This window comes from Hathewaya limosa (genome assembly GCF_030815255.1).
In the GTDB taxonomy this organism is placed as follows: Bacteria; Bacillota; Clostridia; order Clostridiales; family Clostridiaceae; genus Hathewaya; species Hathewaya limosa.
In genome coordinates, this window is the sequence record NZ_JAUSWN010000003.1 from 27091 (window position 1) to 47290 (window position 20200).

At 26.3% G+C, this 20200-nt stretch carries 10 protein-coding genes and 1 CRISPR repeat array (1 of these 11 cut by a window edge); of the genes, 8 read left to right on the forward strand and 2 right to left on the reverse strand.

The genetic code is table 11. The features are described 5' to 3' along the window. Positions 1–931: a CRISPR direct-repeat array (repeat unit 29 nt; unit sequence GTTAATAATTTACTATATTAGTTATAAAT); it begins 3544 nt to the left of the window's first position. Between the two features lie 185 nt (positions 932–1116). From QOZ93_RS02525 to QOZ93_RS02535, 3 genes are all read left to right on the forward strand, one after another. Continuing rightward, the gene (locus QOZ93_RS02525) at positions 1117–1467 is read left to right on the forward strand and encodes a carboxymuconolactone decarboxylase family protein (protein WP_111942415.1); all 351 of its coding nucleotides are present in this window, start codon (positions 1117–1119) and stop codon (positions 1465–1467) included. A gap of 73 nt (positions 1468–1540) precedes the next feature. Further along, entirely contained in the window at positions 1541–3247 is a 1707-nt protein-coding gene (lpdA, locus tag QOZ93_RS02530) for a dihydrolipoyl dehydrogenase (RefSeq protein WP_307354984.1), read from the forward strand. Beyond that, complete coding sequence (locus tag QOZ93_RS02535) at positions 3240–4160, forward strand: lipoate--protein ligase (RefSeq protein WP_307354985.1); 921 nt, start codon at positions 3240–3242, stop codon at positions 4158–4160. The genes lpdA and QOZ93_RS02535 overlap by 8 nt, the downstream gene beginning before the upstream one ends. A gap of 46 nt (positions 4161–4206) precedes the next feature. On the opposite strand, the gene QOZ93_RS02540 is transcribed toward QOZ93_RS02535, so the two are convergent. After that, entirely contained in the window at positions 4207–5688 is a 1482-nt protein-coding gene (locus QOZ93_RS02540) for a potassium/proton antiporter (protein ID WP_111942421.1), read from the reverse strand. 201 nt (positions 5689–5889) lie between these two features. On the opposite strand from QOZ93_RS02540, the gene recQ reads away from it, so the two are divergent. From recQ to QOZ93_RS02555, 3 genes are all read left to right on the forward strand, one after another. Continuing rightward, positions 5890–8322, forward strand: a complete 2433-nt coding sequence (gene recQ, locus QOZ93_RS02545; protein WP_307354986.1) for a DNA helicase RecQ — start codon at positions 5890–5892, stop codon at positions 8320–8322. Between the two features lie 195 nt (positions 8323–8517). Then, positions 8518–9756 carry a metal-dependent hydrolase family protein gene (locus tag QOZ93_RS02550; protein WP_111942425.1) on the forward strand — a complete coding sequence of 413 codons (1239 nt, stop codon included), beginning with the start codon at positions 8518–8520 and terminating at the stop codon, positions 9754–9756. A 155-nt stretch (positions 9757–9911) separates the two neighbouring features. Continuing rightward, positions 9912–10562 carry a TIGR00266 family protein gene (locus tag QOZ93_RS02555; RefSeq protein WP_307354987.1) on the forward strand — a complete coding sequence of 217 codons (651 nt, stop codon included), beginning with the start codon at positions 9912–9914 and terminating at the stop codon, positions 10560–10562. A 128-nt stretch (positions 10563–10690) separates the two neighbouring features. Here the strand turns inward: QOZ93_RS02555 and QOZ93_RS02560 are convergent, their stop codons facing one another. Then, the gene (locus QOZ93_RS02560) at positions 10691–11185 is read right to left on the reverse strand and encodes a cupin domain-containing protein (protein WP_307354988.1); all 495 of its coding nucleotides are present in this window, start codon (positions 11183–11185) and stop codon (positions 10691–10693) included. A gap of 256 nt (positions 11186–11441) precedes the next feature. On the opposite strand from QOZ93_RS02560, the gene QOZ93_RS02565 reads away from it, so the two are divergent. Together QOZ93_RS02565 and QOZ93_RS02570 are read left to right on the forward strand one after the other, a co-directional pair. Next, positions 11442–16352, forward strand: coding sequence for an NEAT domain-containing protein (locus QOZ93_RS02565; protein ID WP_307354989.1), 4911 nt, complete (start codon positions 11442–11444; stop codon positions 16350–16352). 184 nt (positions 16353–16536) lie between these two features. Beyond that, positions 16537–20187, forward strand: a complete 3651-nt coding sequence (locus QOZ93_RS02570; RefSeq protein WP_307354990.1) for an NEAT domain-containing protein — start codon at positions 16537–16539, stop codon at positions 20185–20187. Positions 20188–20200 lie beyond the last annotated feature (13 nt).

The following is a 20200-nucleotide window of genomic DNA, read 5'->3' on the forward strand; positions in this document are numbered from 1 at the left end:
TATTAGTTATAAATTTTATATTTTTCAATTATATAATCAATATCTTCTCTGTTAATAATTTACTATATTAGTTATAAATTTATTTTTTTATTTTTTCAGAAAATTATCTCAAAATAGTTAATAATTTACTATATTAGTTATAAATATTACAAATAAAATTATACTAAGCATTTAACCAGCTCGTTAATAATTTACTATATTAGTTATAAATCATCAATGTTTACTCAATGGGTATTTGGTAAAAATCGTTAATAATTTACTATATTAGTTATAAATATAGTTGGTATAGCAACTGCTGCTGGAAAGTTAGGAAGTTAATAATTTACTATATTAGTTATAAATTGAGGTTTACAGTAAATATGAATCCAATCCCCTTCGTGTTAATAATTTACTATATTAGTTATAAATTTGAAACAATCTATAGATAAAGATTTAATAAATAAGTTAATAATTTACTATATTAGTTATAAATCACTTAGATTTAGCAAATACATTTTTCCCAGTCGAAGGTTAATAATTTACTATATTAGTTATAAATACAGGTATTCCATAATCCAAAGTTAATTCTAGTCTTGTTAATAATTTACTATATTAGTTATAAATCCTAGTTTTTTTTATAAGACTTGCATAAGATACTAATGTTAATAATTTACTATATTAGTTATAAATTTATGGAATGGAAACGGTACTGTAAAAGTAATACTTGGTTAATAATTTACTATATTAGTTATAAATCCTTGAATATGATTTCCTCTTTCTAATCTAGCATAGAGTTAATAATTTACTATATTAGTTATAAATAGAGATTATACACGACCTAGTAGTTTGGGGGGGTGCGTTAATAATTTACTATATTAGTTATAAATACTGCTGATTTAGTTGGTAAGTTTGAGAAATTAAGAGTTAATAATTTACTATATTAGTTATAACTTTATATTTATTAATTATTTAATATATCTATAGTAGAAAATACATCTATAGAAAAATGTATAAAAATTATAAATATTGTTAAAAATTCGACAAATTCATTGACTTTTATTTTATTTAGTGTTATTTTCTAATTAAGAATAATTATTGAAAGAAAATTTTTAATATTAAATATTAGGGGGTAGCACAATGAAAGATGTAAGACAAATGTTAAATGAATTTACTCAAGGTTTAACTGATTTAGGTCAAACTAATGAAAATCATGTAGGAGCTTTCATGAACCTTTTAGGTACTACATATGCAGAAGGAAGTTTAACAACTAAAACTAAAGAATTAATAAGTGTTGCTGTTTCTGCATATAATCGTTGTGAGTACTGTATAGTATTCCACACTTACAAAGCTTTAGAAGCAGGAGCTACTAGAGAAGAAATACTTGAAGCTGCAATGGTTGCAGTAGCATTTGGTGGTGGCCCAAGTATGGCTTACACAGTTACATTATTAAAAGCTTCACTTGATGAATTTGAAAAGGACTTCAAATAAGTTGAATTTAAAATAAATAACAACCCTGGGTATGTAATTGCTCAGGGTATTATTATATCTAGGAGGTTGCTTTATGGAAATTAAATTAGAATCTTTATTAGGTAATAAAAAAAGTGCAAAAATTGGAAAGGTAAACGTAAAAGTAGGAGATGTTATAAATACTAATGATGTACTTATGCAGATAGAAAGTCAAAAGGGTAATTCACCTTTCAAAGCTAAAGCTTCTTATAAAATTGAGGAAATAAAAGTAGAAGAAGGACAAGAAGTATTAGTTGGACAAGTTTTGTTTATAGTATCTGGTGAACAGAAAAATAATAAAAATAATTCACAAAAACCTGTTATGGATTACTTTGGTAGTCTATTAAAAGGAAAGAAAGAAACTGTTAATTGCGACATGATAATTATTGGAGCTGGTCCTGGAGGATATGTGGCATCCATCTATGCAGCAAAAAATGGATTAAATACAGTTTTAATTGAAAGAGAAAACCTAGGTGGTACATGCTTAAATATAGGTTGTATTCCAACTAAAACTTTTATAAAATCTTCTGAAATATTCCATAATACATTAAATGCTGAGGAATTTGGTATTTTATGTGATACTCCAGAAGTAGATATGAAAAAGGTTGTAAAGAGAAAAGAAGGTATTGTTAATAATTTAGTTTCTGGTATTGATTATCTTTTAAAGAAAAATGATGTTAGATTAATTAAGGGAGAAGCTTCCTTTAAAGATGAAAAAACTATAGTTGTTAAAAAAGGTAAGGATGAGTATACAATAAATGCTAAAAATATAATAATAGCTACTGGTGCTAAAATGATTAATAGAAACATAAAGGGTTATAATCTTCCTTTTGTTTTAAATAGTACAACAGCCCTTAGTTATACTAAAAAACCTAAATCTATAACTGTACTTGGTGGTGGAGTTATTGGTATGGAATTTGCTTTTATTTATTCAAATTTTGGAATAAAGGTAAATTTGGTTTCTCATGGTAAACGTCTGTTAAAAACTATGGATTCCGATATTTCAGAAGAAATTACAGCTATTGCAAAAGAAAAAGGCATAAATGTGTTTACTAGTTCTAGTGTAAAGAGAGTTGAAAAAACTGAAAATGGTGAAGCATTAGTTGTATTTGAAAAAGATGGGGAAGAAAAATATCTAGTTTCAGAAAAGGTTTTAATAGCACCAGGTAGAGAACCAAATATAGACGGTTTAAATTTAGATAAAACAAAAGTTGAATTAAATGAAGATGGCTCTGGAATAAAGGTTGATGATTATCTTAAAACAAATGTAGAGGGAATTTACGCAATTGGTGACGTAACAAATAAATATCAATTGGCTCATGTGGCATCTCATCAAGGAATAGTGGCAGTAGATAATATTTTAAATAAAAATAGAAAAATGGATTATAATTTTGTACCTGATATAGTGTTTACTACTCCTGAAATAGCCTGTGTTGGAATGGGAGAAGATGCTGCTAAAGAAAAAGGATTAAATATAAAGGTAAGTAAGTTCCCATTCTCTGCTAATGGTAAGGCATTAACTATGGGTGAAGAGAAAGGATTTATTAAATTAATAAAGGATGTAGACCAAGATAAAATAATAGGTGCTTCTTTAATAGGTCCAGATGCATCGACTCTTATAGCTTCTTTAACTTTAATAATTAAAAATAATATACAAGAAAAAGATGTTATAGAAACAATTTTTGCTCATCCGACTACAGGAGAAGTCATTCATGAAGCAGCTTTAGGATTAGGAATAGGAGCAATACATTATCATGAATAAAATTGTAATTTCTAAAGAAGTTAATCCTTATTATAATCTTGCTCTTGAAGAAGAGTTATTTGAAAATGTTAAAGAAGATGAAATGATTTTATATCTTTGGCAAAATGAAAAAACTATTGTTATAGGAAGAAATCAAAATCCATATGTAGAATGTGATATTGATGCAATAGAGAAAGATAATATAAGTTTAGCAAGAAGACTTTCAGGTGGTGGCACTGTTTACCACGATTTAGGTAATTTAAATTTTACCTTTATAACAAGCAAAAATAATGAAAACTTAAATAAGCAATTAAAAGTCATTAAAAAGGCTCTTGAAATGTTTAATCTTTCTGTGGAGTTTTCAGGAAGAAATGATTTACTATGTGATGGAAAAAAGTTCTCAGGACATGCCTTTTATGAAGAAAACAATTCATACTATCATCATGGAACTTTAATGGTGGATGTTGATATTACTATGTTACAAAAATTTTTGAAACCTTCAAAGTTAAAATTACAGTCTAAAGGTATTAAATCAGTAAAAAGCAGGGTTATAAATCTTAAGGATAAAGTTCCTAATATAACTATAGATAGTTTAATAGATGCATTAAAGGAAGCTTTTAAAATTGTTTATGGTAATGTTAAAGAAGAAAGTATTTTAAATAAGGACTGTTATTCTCCGAGATATATAGATAAATATAGTTGTAAAAAGTGGATATATGGTGAAAGTCCAAAGTATACTATTAATTTGGAACAGACTTTAAACATAGGAAATATCCAAGTTTTATTAGATGTAGAATCAGGGATAATAAATAATGTAAAAATATATTCAGATACTTTATTAAATATAAACTTTGAACATATAGAAAATAAACTTATTCATAAAGAATTTGATAGAAATAAAATCACAAAATTTTTAAAAGATCAACTTAATTAGTGAATTCATGTATTGAAATTAAACTAAAGAAGGTATCTCTCCTTCTTTAGTTTAATTTATAAAATTCGTTTTTCACATCTAAAAAATCATCAAGGGTCTTAGAAATAAGTATTAATTTATCTCCAGATTTTATAGTAGTATCACCTTTAGGAATTATATATTGATTAGTTCTTTCTATAAGTATTATTAAAACATTTTGTGGAATATTTAAATCTAATATTTTCATACCACAAATATTAGACTCTTCCTTAATAGTAATTTCGAATAATTTGTTTTTTATATTATTATCTTCTAAATACTTATAATGTAAAAAATAATTTTCTTTATGATCTTCTGTTAAATGCAATTTTTTTGCTAGTATTGGTAGAAATGTTCCTTGAATTAAAATAGAAAATACACATATATAAAATACAATATTAAATATATCGCTAGCTATATTAAGTCCAGCAATAAGAGGGTATGTTGCAAATACTATAGGTGCACCACCTCTTAAACCAACAAATGATATAAATAATTTTTCTTTTGTAGAATATTTGGATTTATAGAGTAGTAAAAATACCACTATAGGTCTAATGAGGAGAATCATACCTACTGCAATCAATGTTCCAATGGATAAAATATTAAATATTCGTTTAGGAAAAACAAGTAAACCTAAGGTAACAAATAGTATAATTTGCATAAGCCAGGAACATCCATCGTAAAACCGTATTATAGTATTCTTAGAAATTATATTACTATTTCCAATTATAATTGCAGCAATATAAATGGATAAGAAACCATTTCCACCTATATATTCTGATAGGGAAAATATTAAAAATGCTAAAGCAATAGTTAAGATTGGATATAGTCCTTGGATATCTAGATTTATCTTATTTAATATTTTTACACTTAATTTTCCTAAAAGATATCCTAATAAACAACCTATAACTAATTGATTAATAAGCATAAAAACATAACTTATAATATTTGAATTAGGAGAAGTTATTAAATCTAAAAAAAGAATTGTTAATATACATGCCATTGGATCATTGCTACCACTTTCTAATTCTAAAAGTGGTGCCAGATCACCTTTTAAATTTAAATCCTTTGATCTTAATATAGAAAATACTGAAGCAGCATCTGTAGATGAGACTATTGAACCTATTAATATACTTTCTAATATTGTAAAATCTGAAATATAAAATATAAAAATACCAGTAAGAATAGCTGTTAAAAACACGCCTACTGTAGCTAAAAGACTGGCCGACTTAAGGACAGGTTTTATTTGAGAATATTTAGTTTCTAATCCTCCATGAAATAGAATGAAATTTAAAGCTATAGTTCCTACAAATTGAGCAATATGAGGATCATCAAAGTATATTTTACCTACTCCATCACATCCTGCAATCATTCCTATACCTAAAAATAATATTAAAGTAGGAATACCTATCTTATACATAACCTTACTAAAGACAGTACTAAGGAATATTAAAATAGATATAATAAATATTATTTTCTCGGGACTAATACAATTATTGTATATTATCATTTATGACATATCACTCCTTTATATGTCTATATCTATATTATAACATATATGTTATAATATTATATTTGAAATTTTTTTAAAAGCATTATTAATAGGCTTAATGTAGTAAGATAATATTATTTTGTAAAATAGTTTTAATTAATGTATAGTATAATAAGTACTTTGTTTTATAGTGCAAATATTTTTAAGGAGAAGATTAGTTTGATAGATAAGGCAAAGAAAATTTTAGAAAAACATTATGGGTATAAAAGTTTTAGACCTGGTCAAGAAGAAGTAATAAGCAATATTTTAGGTTTTAAAGATATTTTAGCCATAATGCCAACTGGTGGTGGAAAATCTATTTGTTATCAGATACCAGCTTTACTCTTAGATGGTGTAACTATCGTAATTTCTCCACTTATATCACTTATGAAAGATCAAGTAGATGATATAAGATCTATGGGAATTAAAGCTGCGTACATAAATAGTTCCTTATCAGATTCTGAGTTTAATGAAATTTTAAGTGGACTAGAAAATAATATATATAAAATAATTTATATAGCACCAGAAAGACTTCAATCATTTGAATTCTTAAATATAATAGAAAAGATAAATATTTCTCAAATAGCTATTGATGAAGCTCATTGTGTTTCTCAATGGGGTCATGACTTTAGGGTAAGTTATAGAAAAATAGCAAATTTTATAAGAAGTTTAAGCAATAGACCTATAGTGTCAGCATTTACTGCTACAGCTTCAAAGGAAGTTCGTTTAGATATAGTAAATCTTCTGAATTTAAATAATCCTAAGGTTTTTATTACAGGTTTTGATAGAGAAAATCTTAGTATTAATATAATAAAGAATGAAAGTAAAAAATCTTATTTGCTAAATTATATAGAGGATAATAAAGAACAGTCTGGCATAATTTATGCTGCTACTAGAAAAGAAGTTGATAATATATATGAAGGATTAAAAAAACGAGGATACAATATAGGAAGATATCATGCTGGATTAAATGATAATGAAAGAACTTTAAATCAAGAAGAATTTATTCATGATAGGATTCCTTTAATGGTGGCTACAAATGCTTTTGGAATGGGTATAGATAAACCTAATATTAGATTTGTTATACATTATAATATTCCTCAAAATATAGAAGCATATTATCAAGAAATAGGTAGAGCGGGAAGAGATGGAGAAAAAAGTGAATGTATATTATTATTTTCCCCTTCTGATATTCATATTCAAAAGTATTTAATAGAAATTAGTAGTGAAAATCCTGAAAGAAAAAATAATCAATATAAAAAGCTTCAACAAATGGTGGATTTTGTATATAGTAATGATTGCTATAGAAAGTTTTTATTAAACTATTTTGGAGAGGAATTTAATGAAAACTGCAATAATTGTAGTAACTGTTTAAATGAAGGAGATATAGTAGATAGAACCATAGATGCTCAAAAGATATTATCATGTATATGTAGAATGAAAAAACACTTTGGAATAACTATGCTTATAGATGTATTAAGAGGATCTAAAAATAAAAAGGTTCTTAGTTTGAATTTTAATGAATTATCAACTTATGGACTTATGAGAGAATACTCTGCAGAAAGTTTAAGAAACTTTATTAATACATTGATATCTCATAATTATATAACTTTAATAGAAGGAACCTATCCTGTTTTAGCACTAAATGAGAATTCTGTAAAGGTTTTAAAGTCACAGGAGAAAGTTGAATTTAAAGAATTTAAAATACAAAGAAAGATTACAGATACAAGTGAATTATTTAATCTATTAAAGAATTTAAGACATGATATAGCTGAAAGTGAACATGTACCTCCTTATATGATTTTTGGTGATGGAACTTTAAGAGAAATGAGTTGTAAATATCCTATTAATAAGGAAGCTATGTTAGATATATCTGGTGTTGGTGAAATTAAATACGAAAAATATGGACAAAAATTTGAAGAATTAATCAAACAATATGTTAAGGATAATAATATAAAAGTTAATTTTAAGCCGGAGATACAGGAGAAAGCAACATTAGATACTTTTAATGTGAATTCGGATTTAAAATTATTAGAGGAACTTTTAGTTTTAAGGAAAAAATTCGCAAGAAAAGAACATACAATTGCAAGAATGATAGTATCTAAAAATTCATTAAAAGAAATAAGTGGACGTTATCCATGTACCGTTGATGAACTTAAAGATATTTCTGGTATCGGTCCTAAGAAAATCGAAAAATATGGAGATGAAATCTTAGAAATAGTAAATAATTATATTACTGAAAATAATATTAATAGGGTTTGGACTGAAAAAAACAAATTAAAAGTAATTATAGATGGTGAGAATAGAAAGAATGAAGATATAGCTATAGATATGTTAAAGGACGGAAAAGATTTAGAAAATATTTCTGAAGAAATTGAAGTAGGGGTATCTACTATATTAGGATATGTTACAGATTATATTGTAGAAAAAGGAGAATTAGATTTTAAATTAGATATTGACTATTTATATTCTCCAGAGGACGAGGAAGCTATAATTAAAGTCTGTGAAAAGGATGGATATGATAAAATAAGCAAAGTAAAAAAAGAACTTCCTGATACTATAAGTTATGAATCAATAAGAGCAGTTATATTAAAAAAATATTTCTTATTATAGACGATTATTAAAAATAATATAAGCTTAGAAAAATCAATGTTTAGTGCATTGATTTTTTATTTTTATGAGATAAAAAGCATTAATAGAATTATTATAAATTTTCAAAATAATTTTAAAATACTACTAGATGAATTTAAATTATTGGTATATACTATATGAGAAGACAGATATTTTTTATACAAGGGGGAGATTATCTTGAGTAGAATTGCATTCTTGGGCGGATTATTAATAGATTGTACAGGTAAAGAACCTATAGAAAATTCTCTATTAATAGTTAATGATAAAAAAATTGAATATGTTGGACCTATGAAGGACATAGAGGGAGAATGTGAAAAGATAGATATCACTGGTAAAACTATTATGCCAGGATTAATTGATACACATCTTCATTTTAGTGGAAATAGAACAGACAATGATTCAGATTGGGTTTTAGAGCCAGTTACTCAAAAAACAATTGTTGCTGTAGCACAAGCTCGTGAAGCTTTAGAACATGGTCTAACTTCAGTTGGTGAAATTTCTAGATCTGGAATAGACCTTCGTAATATGATCGAAGAAGGAATTATACCAGGACCTCGTATAGTTACATCAGGATTAGGTTTCTGTAGAACAGCAGGTCACGGGGATTCTCACAAACTTCCTTTAGAATATAACAATGCATCACATCCTTGGGCTGAAAGAGTAGATGGTCCTTGGGAACTTCGCAAAGCTGTTAGAAAAAGACTTCGTGAAAATCCAGATGCAATAAAAATTTGGTCAACTGGTGGAGGAATATGGCGTCATGATGCAAAAGCAGCTCCTCACTATTGTATGGAAGAGATACAAGCTGTTGTAGATGAAGCAAATATGGTAGGACTACCTGTATGGTCACATGCTGAAGGATATGAAGGAGCTCTTGATTCTTGTAAGGCAGGAGTATCTGCAATTATTCATGGTCAAGAATTAAATGAAGAATGTTTAGAAATAATGAAAGAAAAAGACATTACTTTCTGTCCAACTCTTCAATTCTTCTATGAATGGTTTACAGTATATGAACCACCATATAGACCAATTCATGATAAATATCCTGGAAAAACAACTGCTGAAAAGGAATTAAACCGTATTGTAGACAATCTTCAAAATGCTAATAAAAAAGGTATTAGAATTACAGTTGGTTCAGATTCATTCTGTAGTAGTTTAACACCTTATGGCAAATATGCTATAACAGAAATGTACACTCTTAATAAATCAGGATTAACAGAAATGGAAACACTTTTAGCAGCAACTAAAAATGGTGCTGAAATGCTTAGAATAGATGAAATAACTGGTACCCTTGAAGAAGGAAAATTTGCAGATATTATAGTTCTTCAAGAAAATCCTCTTAAAGATATCCATAATGTAAATACAGACGGAATGGACATTATAATGAAAGAAGGAACTTTCATTAAAAGAAAATAATTTATAGCGAGTCTAACAACGGCATTATATAGTAATGTCGTTGTTTTTATGTGTAAAGTTATAGTTGTTTTCTGAGAACAACAAACTTTTTATTAACTTTTTGCAAAATGTAGTTTATAATAACTTGGTAAATATATTATAGGGGGATTCAATTAATGATAAAACATGAACTACTTTTTGCAGAAGCTAATAGAACACTGAAATTAATATGTGAAGAAGGGGATGTAGTTAACGTAGAAGCAGGTGCTATGGTATCTATGTCTAATTGCTTTGAACTTAAGACTAAAGCTGGTGGTATAGGAAAGGTTTTCGGAAGAATGCTTACTGGTGAAAGTGCTTTTATTCAAAAGTTTACTTCAAAAGGTAATGGGGAATTATTATTAGCACCATCTTATATGGGAGATATTAAACATATTTCTTTAGATGGGTCTAAATCTTATAGATTAGGTAAAGGTGCTTTTTTAGCATCTAGTGATGGAATTGAAATTTTAACAAAAGGTGCTGGGGCAAAAGGATTTTTATCTGGAGAAGGATTATTTCAAATGCAAGCTAGTGGCGAAGGAGAACTTTTCTTATCAGCATATGGTTCAATTTATGAAAAACACCTTGAAATGGGAGAAAGTTATATTGTAGATAGTGATCACCTAGTTTTATGGGATAGTAATCTAAAATATTCTGTGGAACTTGCTTCTGGATTTATAAGTTCTATAACTGGAGGGGAAGGTTTAGTATGTCAATTTACAGGTCCTGGTTTAGTATGGATACAAACTCGTAACCCTAGTACACTTACTACATCTAGTAAATAATATTTAGATATTTGATATAAGTAAATAATGTTAAATATATAATAAAGAAGAGCTTACTCAAAAATAGAATTTTATTTCTATAATCTATAATGAGCTAGCTCTTTTGTTTTAAAAGAAAACTTTTCAGTTTAAGCTTCTCTTGTTAATTTATATATTATATCTGTATATTGAGGATATAATTCTAAAAGTTCTTTTCTACTATAAAGTTTAAAATCTTGAAAATCAAATCCTGGTGACACCATACATCCTACAAGAGCATATCCTTTATTATTCATAGCAGATCCAAAAATAAATCCTTTAGGAACTAATACCTGTGGCTGTTCACCTTTATCTATATTTAATCCTAATTTTTTAGTAATGAAGTTACCTTCCATATCAATCATATAAATAGTAAGGGATGAACCACCATGATAATACCATAGTTCATCTGATTCTAATTTATGAAAATGTGATACCTCTCCAGTTTGTAATAGAAAATAAATACTAGTCCAAAGTTTTCTTTTTGCTTTACCATTATTAACATCTATAACCTCATTAGAAGTGAAAGATTCTTTATAATATCCACCTTCGGGATGTTTTATCATATCTAATTTTTTTATAAAATATTTTGCATTTTTTGACATAGATATAAAGTTTCCTTTCTGTAATGTAGGAATCCTTATTTTTAATAAAGATTTTTACATTTAATTTATTAATTTTTTTAGTATTAAAATAACAAGTAAATCTTATAATTACCTAAAAATATTATATTTGATGATTACAAAGTAGGCAACTTAAAATAAAAATATAAAATAAAAATATAAAATAAAAATGATATTGAAAATCAATATCATTTACAGTATAATTGGATTTAATTACATAACTTAAGGGGGAATTTTAATGAATAGGAAAATATTGAAAAGTACTAAATCTATGGGAATTGTTTTATCTAGTGCATTAATACTTGGAGGGATATCTTCTTATAGTGTTTATGCTAACGTAGCAGACAATTTACCTATTTCTAAACAAATTTTAAAAGAAGTTAATTGGGCTGAAGTTAAGTCCGTTCCAGAGATTTCAAAGGTAGAATTAGGTGATTTTTATACATCTATAAACAAATACAGAATACAATTTAAGCTGCCACTTTTTGATAAAACTATGAATTTATATAGAAACAATATAACATCAATAAAAGTTAATAATCTTGTATATTCCAACTGTGATGAATTAACAGAAGATAATCAATATCGTTTTTCTTCAATTGGATTAGAATTAAGTGTAAATGCTTTTAATAAGGAGAATAATGAAGTTATTATTTCATCTCAAGGATTTAATGATACCAAAATAATAATAAATAAACAAGGACAGTTAATAGAACAAAAAGAATTGATTTCCCCATTAGCTAATACAATTAGTATGGATATAAATAATAAAATTTCCGAAAAAGAAAAGGAAAATATAGATAATACAAGTGCAAATTCAAAGAATTCAAGTGATGATTTATTCTCTTCGGAAGATGAAGTTAAGATTAAAACTCTTCCTAAAGTAACTAATTCTAGATATGGAGAAATTTATGGAAGGGTTGAATATGAAATCTCTTTAGAACAGAATGATAGATTAGATGATTATATAAGATCTGTAAGTGAATTAACAGTGAATGGAGTTAAACATAAAGATAATTTTAATTTTAGTACTAATGAATATCATCTTAGTTATATGGGAGGATTAGAACTTAATGACCACTCTTTTACCAAAGAAGTTAACACTATCATAATGAAATCAAAGAAATACAATACAATGGTTATAAAAATAAAAAAAGATGGTACATTAGTAAGTCAACAAGAATTTAAATCTGAAAAAAATAAGGAAAATACACCTCCAATGTTGACTATAAAGAAGTCAATAACTGTAGAAAAGGGTAATAAAATTAATTTAATGGAAAATGTAAAAGCTATAGATGAAGAAGATGGCATTATTACTGATAAGGTAAAAATTGATTATGGAACCCTAGATATAAATAATCCTAAAAAGGGTATTTATAAAGTTATATATTCTGTTACTGATAGCAAAGGGAAAACTGTTACAGATACATGTGAAGTTAATGTAATAGGAAAATTAATTTCTACAGAGAATTTAGAAGATGGAACATATACATTAAACTTTAAAGCTAGAAGAATTGATAAACCTGAAAATTCATCTATGTTGGAAGACTTTTTTAATAAAAATGTTAAAATGGATGTTAAGAATGGAAAGATTAAATTAACTATGCTTAATACTATGTATGCATATAGTCTTTATGACTTTAGAATAGAGAGTAATAATGTTTTTAATGAAACTGTAGCTAAGAATTATGGAACTCCTAATAAAGATGGGGAATACGAAATGCAAACTTTTGAAGTTCCTATTGAAAACCTAAATGATGAACATATTGGTGGTGTTCTAGTAGGTATGATGGGTGGTAAAAAAACTGAAATTGGGGATATGAGTAAATATACTAAAGTTAAATTTATTTTTGATAAAGAATGTACAAAAGGTTGGGATGGATTTGTAATAAAAAAAGAAGAGAAAGATAGTGAGTTAAATTTAATTAATGCTTTGAAAAAAAATGAATTGGATACTAATAAAGATGGAAAAATTTCAAAAGAAGAATTAGCAAATGCAAAAGGAGTTATAGATTTATCAAATCAAGGTATAGAAAATATAACTATGTTAAGTGATTTAGGACCTAATGTTACTGAACTATATTTAAACGGAAACAATATAGAGATTTTACCAAAAGGTATATTTAATAATCTTACAGGGTTAAAGAAATTATCATTAGCTGGTAATACACTTCATGCGATACCTTCTGATATTTTTGGAAAATTAACTAACTTAGAAAATTTAAATTTAAATAGTAATAAATTAAAGATTGTATCTAAAGACTCATTATCAAATTTAAAAAAACTTAAACATTTAGGGCTATCTAAGAATCAACTAACTCGAATTGAAGACAACTCATTTGATGATTTAGTATGTTTAAACGAATTATTTTTAAGTAACAATAAATTAACTGAATTTCCAACAAGTATAGGTAAATTAAATTCTCTTAATACGTTATATGCAGATAATAATAAAATTGAAAAACTTCCTAAAGAATTCAGTCTGTTAAAAAATTTGACAAATATAACTTTACAAAATAATAGAATAAGTGAAATTTCTACTGAAATTTATAAAAACTTAACTAATGTTAAAGAGTTTAATTTAAGTGATAATCAACTTAAAAATATTCCTGAAAATTTACTAGAAATTATGCCTAATTTAAAAGATCTAAATGTAAGTTTAAATAAACTTCAATTTTTACCTAAATTATCAGTAGATAAATATATATCTATTCCCCAGAAGGATATATTGAATTTAAAACTTGCTTCATACAATAATACATTAAAATGGACACAAGATTTTTCTATATTAGATTTATACTGTTGGACAATTATCATAGATAAATATTCTACTAAGGGTAATATTCCAAATAACTTTAAAGAGTATAAAAATGCTCTTAATAATAAAACTGCTAAGGAGTTTTTAAAAGGTAAGATAGACTGGAAAATAACAACTGAACTTCAAAGAAAAAAAGCAAATGGAGAATATGAAACGTTAAAAGAATTTTCAGAAGAAATAAATGAAGATGTGTTAACAGGTGATTTTTCTGATATATCAATTAAATCAGGAGAAGAATATAGAATTATAAAAACTATAAGTTCAATTGGTTCAGGAGAAACAAGAAGTTTTTCTGAAATATCTAACTATATAGTTCCTAAAATAGATAATATATCAGATGTTAATAATAAGGATGAACAAGAAAATAATCAAAACAAACCTAAAGAATCAGAAGATAAGCCTTCTGAAAATTCCAAAGAGGATTCTTTAAAAATTAAAAATGGATTATATAGTTTATTAATAAAAACACTAAAAGAAGGTTCAGACGAGCCATCTATGGCTGGAGGATATATAGAGAATACAAATTATGAAGTAAAAGATGGAAAACAATATCTTTTACTAAAACTAAATAGAATAGATTGGATGAAAAATATTGTAGCAACTGTTGATGGTGATACAATAACTCCTACTATTGTAAAAACTATAAAAAATGATAAATGTGAAGAAAAAGGTATTATTAAATTTGAAGTAAATTCACCTAAATCACAAATTAAATTAACTATGAATGTTGAACCAATGGGCAATGCTAGAGTTTCATTTAGAATAATACCAGAAATAGATAGTTTAACATTAATTAAAGAAAATGATATAAAGGATTCAGAGCAAAAACCTAGTGAAAAGCCATTAGAGCATGATCAGCAAAGCAAACCTAAGGATAATACAAGTAAACCTACAAATCAGGAACAAGAAAAATCAAAAGAAGATTTTAATCAAAATAAAGATAGTGAAGGTAAATCTAAAGAATCACAAAATAAACCTTCTCAAAAGTCTGAAGTAAAACCCGAAGTAACAAAATCAATTAGTGTAGTAACATTAAAGGAAAATTCAAATGAACCATCTATGGCCGGGGAATATTTAGATAAAAATCTTAAATATATAGAAAGAGATGGCAAAAAATTCTTTGCTTTAACAGTAACAAGAATAGATTGGATGAAAAATATATCTATACTAGTAGATGGAGTGGAGACTAAATATAGTAAAAAGGAAAATGGTAATCTAGCAGAATTAACTTTTGAAGTAAATAACGAAAATTCAGAGATTAAATTACAAATGAATGTAGTGCCAATGGGAAATGCTAGGGTTGCCTTTAGAGTTTTAAATAAAAATACTGTATCTGTAGAAAAAACTGATGATAAATCAAATGAGCAGGCTAATCAAAAGACTAGTGACACTAAGCAATCAGAAAAAGAAAAAAAAGATAAAAATAAAGATAAAGATATAAAAATGCAAAAGGTTTCTGAGAAAATTTTAAAAGTAGTAGAAAATAAAAACTTAAAAGAAGGAATTTATGAAAACGTACAAGCAACGTTAAGTTGGGAGAATAAGAAACAAGAGCAATTAATAAAAGAAAATTTAGTTATTAAAACAAAAGCTACAATAACAAAAGAAAAAGAAATAGTAGTTCAAATGGAGTTAACAGGAAAATATGCGTTGAATTCAAAAATATTTGTAGATGGTAAAGAAATACTAGTTAAAGAAGTTACTAAAGATAGAAAGAAAATCATGTTATCAGGTGAAGAGCATGATGTAAAACCGGATATTCAAAATAAAAAAATAATAGAATTTAAGTTGCCAAATATAAATTCAAAAATAGAATTAGCAGTAGAAAAACCAGATCAACCTAACAATGATATAAAAGCTATTATTAATTTGAAAGATGATTTAGTATCAAAATCCTTAGATAAAAACACATTGCCAAAAGAGTTGGTAAAAGAAACTTTATCTAATAAGAAAAACGAAACAAAGGAAGATAAAAATACAAATACTGAAAATAATAAAGAAGTTTTGAAAGAGGATAAAGAAAAAAAATTATCAAAAGGAAACAAGCAAGAAAGTGGAGAGAAATCAGATTTAAAAACTACTACTTCCGAAAAATCAAACAATAATGCTAAATCAAGAAAAAATAATGAAGACTTAAGTAAGAAAAGACATAGCTTGGCATCAATAGATGAAGTAGAACAAACTGTACAAAATGAAGATAAAACTAATAAAATTTCTATACAAAAAAGCCTACCTAAAACAGGCTTACCTATTAATACAGAAATATTAGCCGGTTTAGGTGCAATTTTATCAGGAGTAGGAGTTGCTTTTAAAAAAAGATTTAAAAAATAATAATATGTAAATATAGATAAAATAAAAAATCCTATATACTAAAAAATTAGAATTTAGTATATAGGATTTTTATTGAATTTTATTATTACTTCAAAATAATTTTCATTTAGTTCAAAAAATCAATTGAAATTAATTTTCAATTAGCTTATAATAGACATGTATTGAACACAAGGGGGAAATGTTAATGAGTAAAATGAATAATAAAAAGAAATCAGTTGGAATTGCATTAACTGGATTTTTAGTTTTAGGGGGAATCTCCCAATCACATGTCTATGCCTTTGAAAATAAAAATGATTCATCAATAGAATTGCATAAACAATCATATCTGAGTCCTGATTATTTAAAAAAACAATTAAATAATTGTTCAGCGTCCTTAAATATAGAAAATGATTTAAATAAAAATAAATATATTTCTGTAGATAATTATTCAAGAAAAATACTTACTGCTAATTCAAGAAATAGTTTAAATAAAGATAATACAAGCTCCGAAAAATTAACCACTATAAAACTAGAAAAAAATATTGATCAAACCAATATAAAAACTAAAAAAAATCAAAAACATAACACTGGTGATATAGAAAAGGAAAGTGTAAAATCTTCTACTACTGAGCCAGAAGAAAAGCCTTCAAAACCAGTTCAAAAAGAGGTTTCTACAGATAAAGATGGTATATATGAGGCTGAAATAAAAACTCTAAAAGAAAAATCTGATGAAATTTCAATGTCAGGTACTTATTTTGAGAAAAAAGCTAAATATACAAAGCAAAATGGTAAAGTTTATTGTGAAATAAATGTTTTAGCAATTGATTGGATGAAAAATATAAAAGTTTTCTTAAATAGTAAAGAAGTAAATCCAACAATAACTAAGACTGGTAAAACAAAAGTTATGGGAATGGATCATGAAGGAGCTACTTTAAAATTTGAAGTGGACAAAGTAAATCCAGAGCTTACATTTAAGATGTATGTTGAACCAATGAGTTCAAATGTAACATTTAGAGTTGTAGGTGAAAAATTAAAGTTTGAAGCTTTGAAAGACACTAAGCCAGCAAATAAAGAAGATAAAGAAAAAGATAAAACTAAACCTTCTACAACAAAGCCAGAAGAAAAGCCTGCAAAACCAGTTCAAAAAGAGGTTTCTACAGATAAAGACGGTATATATGAGGCTGAAATAAAAACTCTAAAAGAAAAATCTGATGAAACTTCAATGTCAGGTACTTATTTTGAGAAAAAAGCTAAATATACAAAGCAAAATGGTAAAGTTTATTGTGAAATAAATGTTTTAGCAATTGATTGGATGAAAAATATAAAAGTTTTCTTAAATAGTAAAGAAGTAAATCCAACAATAACTAAGACTGGTAAAACAAAAGTTATGGGAATGGATCATGAAGGAGCTACTTTAAAATTTGAAGTGGACAAAGTAAATCCAGAGCTTACATTTAAGATGTATGTTGAACCAATGAGTTCAAATGTAACATTTAGAGTTGTAGGTGAAAAATTAAAGTTTGAAGCTTTGAAAGACACTAAGCCAGCAAATAAAGAAGATAAAGAAAAAGATAAAACCAAACCTTCCACTACTAAGCCAGAAGAAAAACCAGATGTTAAACAAGATAAGGATAAACAAAAAGACAATCAAAATAAACCTAAAGAATCAGAAAATAAGCCTTCTGAAAAACCAATAGAGAAACCAGTTCAAAAGTCAGAAGTAACAAAATCAATTAATATAGTGGCATTAAAAGAAAATTCAAATGAACAATCTATGGCAGGTGACTATTTAAATGGAACTGTACAATATACAGAAAAGGATGGTAAAAAGTTCTTTACCTTAACTGTAACAAGAATAGATTGGATGAAAAACATAGATGTATCAGTAGATGGTGCAAAGGTGCCTTATGACAAAAAAGAATTAGGTCAAATAGCAGAATTAACATTTGAAGTAAACAGTGAGAATTCTGAAGTAACAATGCATATGAATGTAGTTCCTATGGGAAATTCAAGAGTTGCTTTTAGAGTTTTAAATGAAAATAATGTATCTGTAGAAAAACCTGATGTTAAACCAACTGAACCTAAAAACAATGAAAATAAAGATAATCAAGATAAACCTAAAGAATCACAAAAAGAAGATAAACAAAAAGAACAACCTCAAACAAAGATAAATAAAGAAATTTTAAAAATAGTAAAATTTAAAAATTTGAAAAAAGGTTCTTATAATAATGTTAAGACATTAGTTAGTTGTGATAATAAAAAACATGAAAAATTATTAAAAGAAAATTTAGATATAAAAACAGATATAAAAATTACAGAAGAGAAAGATGTTATGGTAACCATACTATTAAAAGGTAAGTATGCTAATGTTACTAATATACTTGTAGATGGAAAGTCTGTTATCTCTTCAGAAGTTTCTAAAAATAGAAAGGGATTACTAGCTCCTGAGGGAATTGTAATCAACAAGATAGTGGAAGAAAAATTAAATGAATCTAAAGTAGTTCAGTTTAAGCTTCCTAATATAAATTCAAAAATTGAATTAGTTACTGAAGATTCAAAAATACCAAATGAACAGATTAAAGCAAATATAGATATTAAAAATGATTTAGTTTCCAAGTCATTAGACAAGACAACGCTACCAAAAGAAATTGTTAATAAAGATTTGGACAATCAGTCTAGCTCTCAAAGTTCAAAACAAATTAAAGATGGTATGTATAATGTATCAATAAAAACATTAAAAGAAAGTTCAGATGAACCATCTATGGCTGGGGGATATATAGAAAAAGTAAATTATGAAGTGAAAGATGGAAAACAGTTTATTTTATTAAAGTTAAATAGATTAGATTGGATGACAAATATTACAGCTACTGTTGATGGTAAAACAATAACTCCTACTATCATAGAACGTACAAAAAATGATAAAGGAGAAGAAAAAGGAATTGTTAAATTTGAAGTAAGTTCACCTGAATCTAAGATTAAGTTAACTATGAATGTAGAGCCAATGGGTAATGCTAGAGTTTCATTTAGAGTAATACCTGAAGTAAATAGTTTAAAATTAATTGATCAAAATGATGCAAAAGATCAAGAACAAAAATCTAATGAAAAACCATTAGATCAAAATCAACAAGTTAAATCTGATAATAAAGATAAAGAGAAACCTAAAGAAGATAATACTAAAAACAAAGATGAACAAAAAGATGATAAAGAGAAACCTAAAGAATCAGAAAAGAAGCCTTCTGGAAGGCAAGACAATAAAGAAAAACATAGTTTCTATGAAATAAAGGTAGATACATTAAAAGAAAAGGATAATTCTCCATCTATGGCTGGAGAATATATAAAGGCTTCTAATTATGAAATAAAAGGTGATAAAAAATATTTAATTTTAACTTTAAATAGAACAGATTGGATGACAAATATTAAAGCTATTGTTGATGGAAAAGAAATAACTCCTACTATTGTAGAAAGTTTTAAAAATTCTAAGGGAGAAGAAACTAGTAGAATTAAATTTGAAATCCCTAGTTTAGAGTCTCCGATTAAACTATCTATGAATGTTGAGCCAATGGGAAATTCAAGAGTTACTTTTAGAGTTGTTCCTAATAAAAACTCTTTAAAACCTATAAATAACTTAAATTCAATTACTAATGCCCCTGCAAAGAAAACTAACTTAGATCCAAATTCTAAAAAGAAAGAATTAGAGCCTATAGAAGAAACAATTATTAATTCAGGTAAAGAAGAATCTAATAATAAAAAGAATTCTTTACCTAAGACAGGCTTACCAATTAACACAGGTATTTTAGCTACATTAGGAACTATTTTATCTGGGTTAGGTATTAGCTTAAAGAAATTTAAGAAATAAAAGGAGAGAATGG

Coding starts and splice junctions, on each gene's coding strand:
- QOZ93_RS02525 (WP_111942415.1), top strand. CDS start 1,117: ATGAAAGATGTAAGACAAATGTTAAATGAATTTACTCAAGGTTTAACT.
- lpdA (WP_307354984.1), top strand. CDS start 1,541: ATGGAAATTAAATTAGAATCTTTATTAGGTAATAAAAAAAGTGCAAAA.
- QOZ93_RS02535 (WP_307354985.1), top strand. CDS start 3,240: ATGAATAAAATTGTAATTTCTAAAGAAGTTAATCCTTATTATAATCTT.
- QOZ93_RS02540 (WP_111942421.1), bottom strand. CDS start 5,688: ATGATAATATACAATAATTGTATTAGTCCCGAGAAAATAATATTTATT.
- QOZ93_RS02555 (WP_307354987.1), top strand. CDS start 9,912: ATGATAAAACATGAACTACTTTTTGCAGAAGCTAATAGAACACTGAAA.
- QOZ93_RS02560 (WP_307354988.1), bottom strand. CDS start 11,185: ATGTCAAAAAATGCAAAATATTTTATAAAAAAATTAGATATGATAAAA.
- QOZ93_RS02565 (WP_307354989.1), top strand. CDS start 11,442: ATGAATAGGAAAATATTGAAAAGTACTAAATCTATGGGAATTGTTTTA.
- QOZ93_RS02570 (WP_307354990.1), top strand. CDS start 16,537: ATGAGTAAAATGAATAATAAAAAGAAATCAGTTGGAATTGCATTAACT.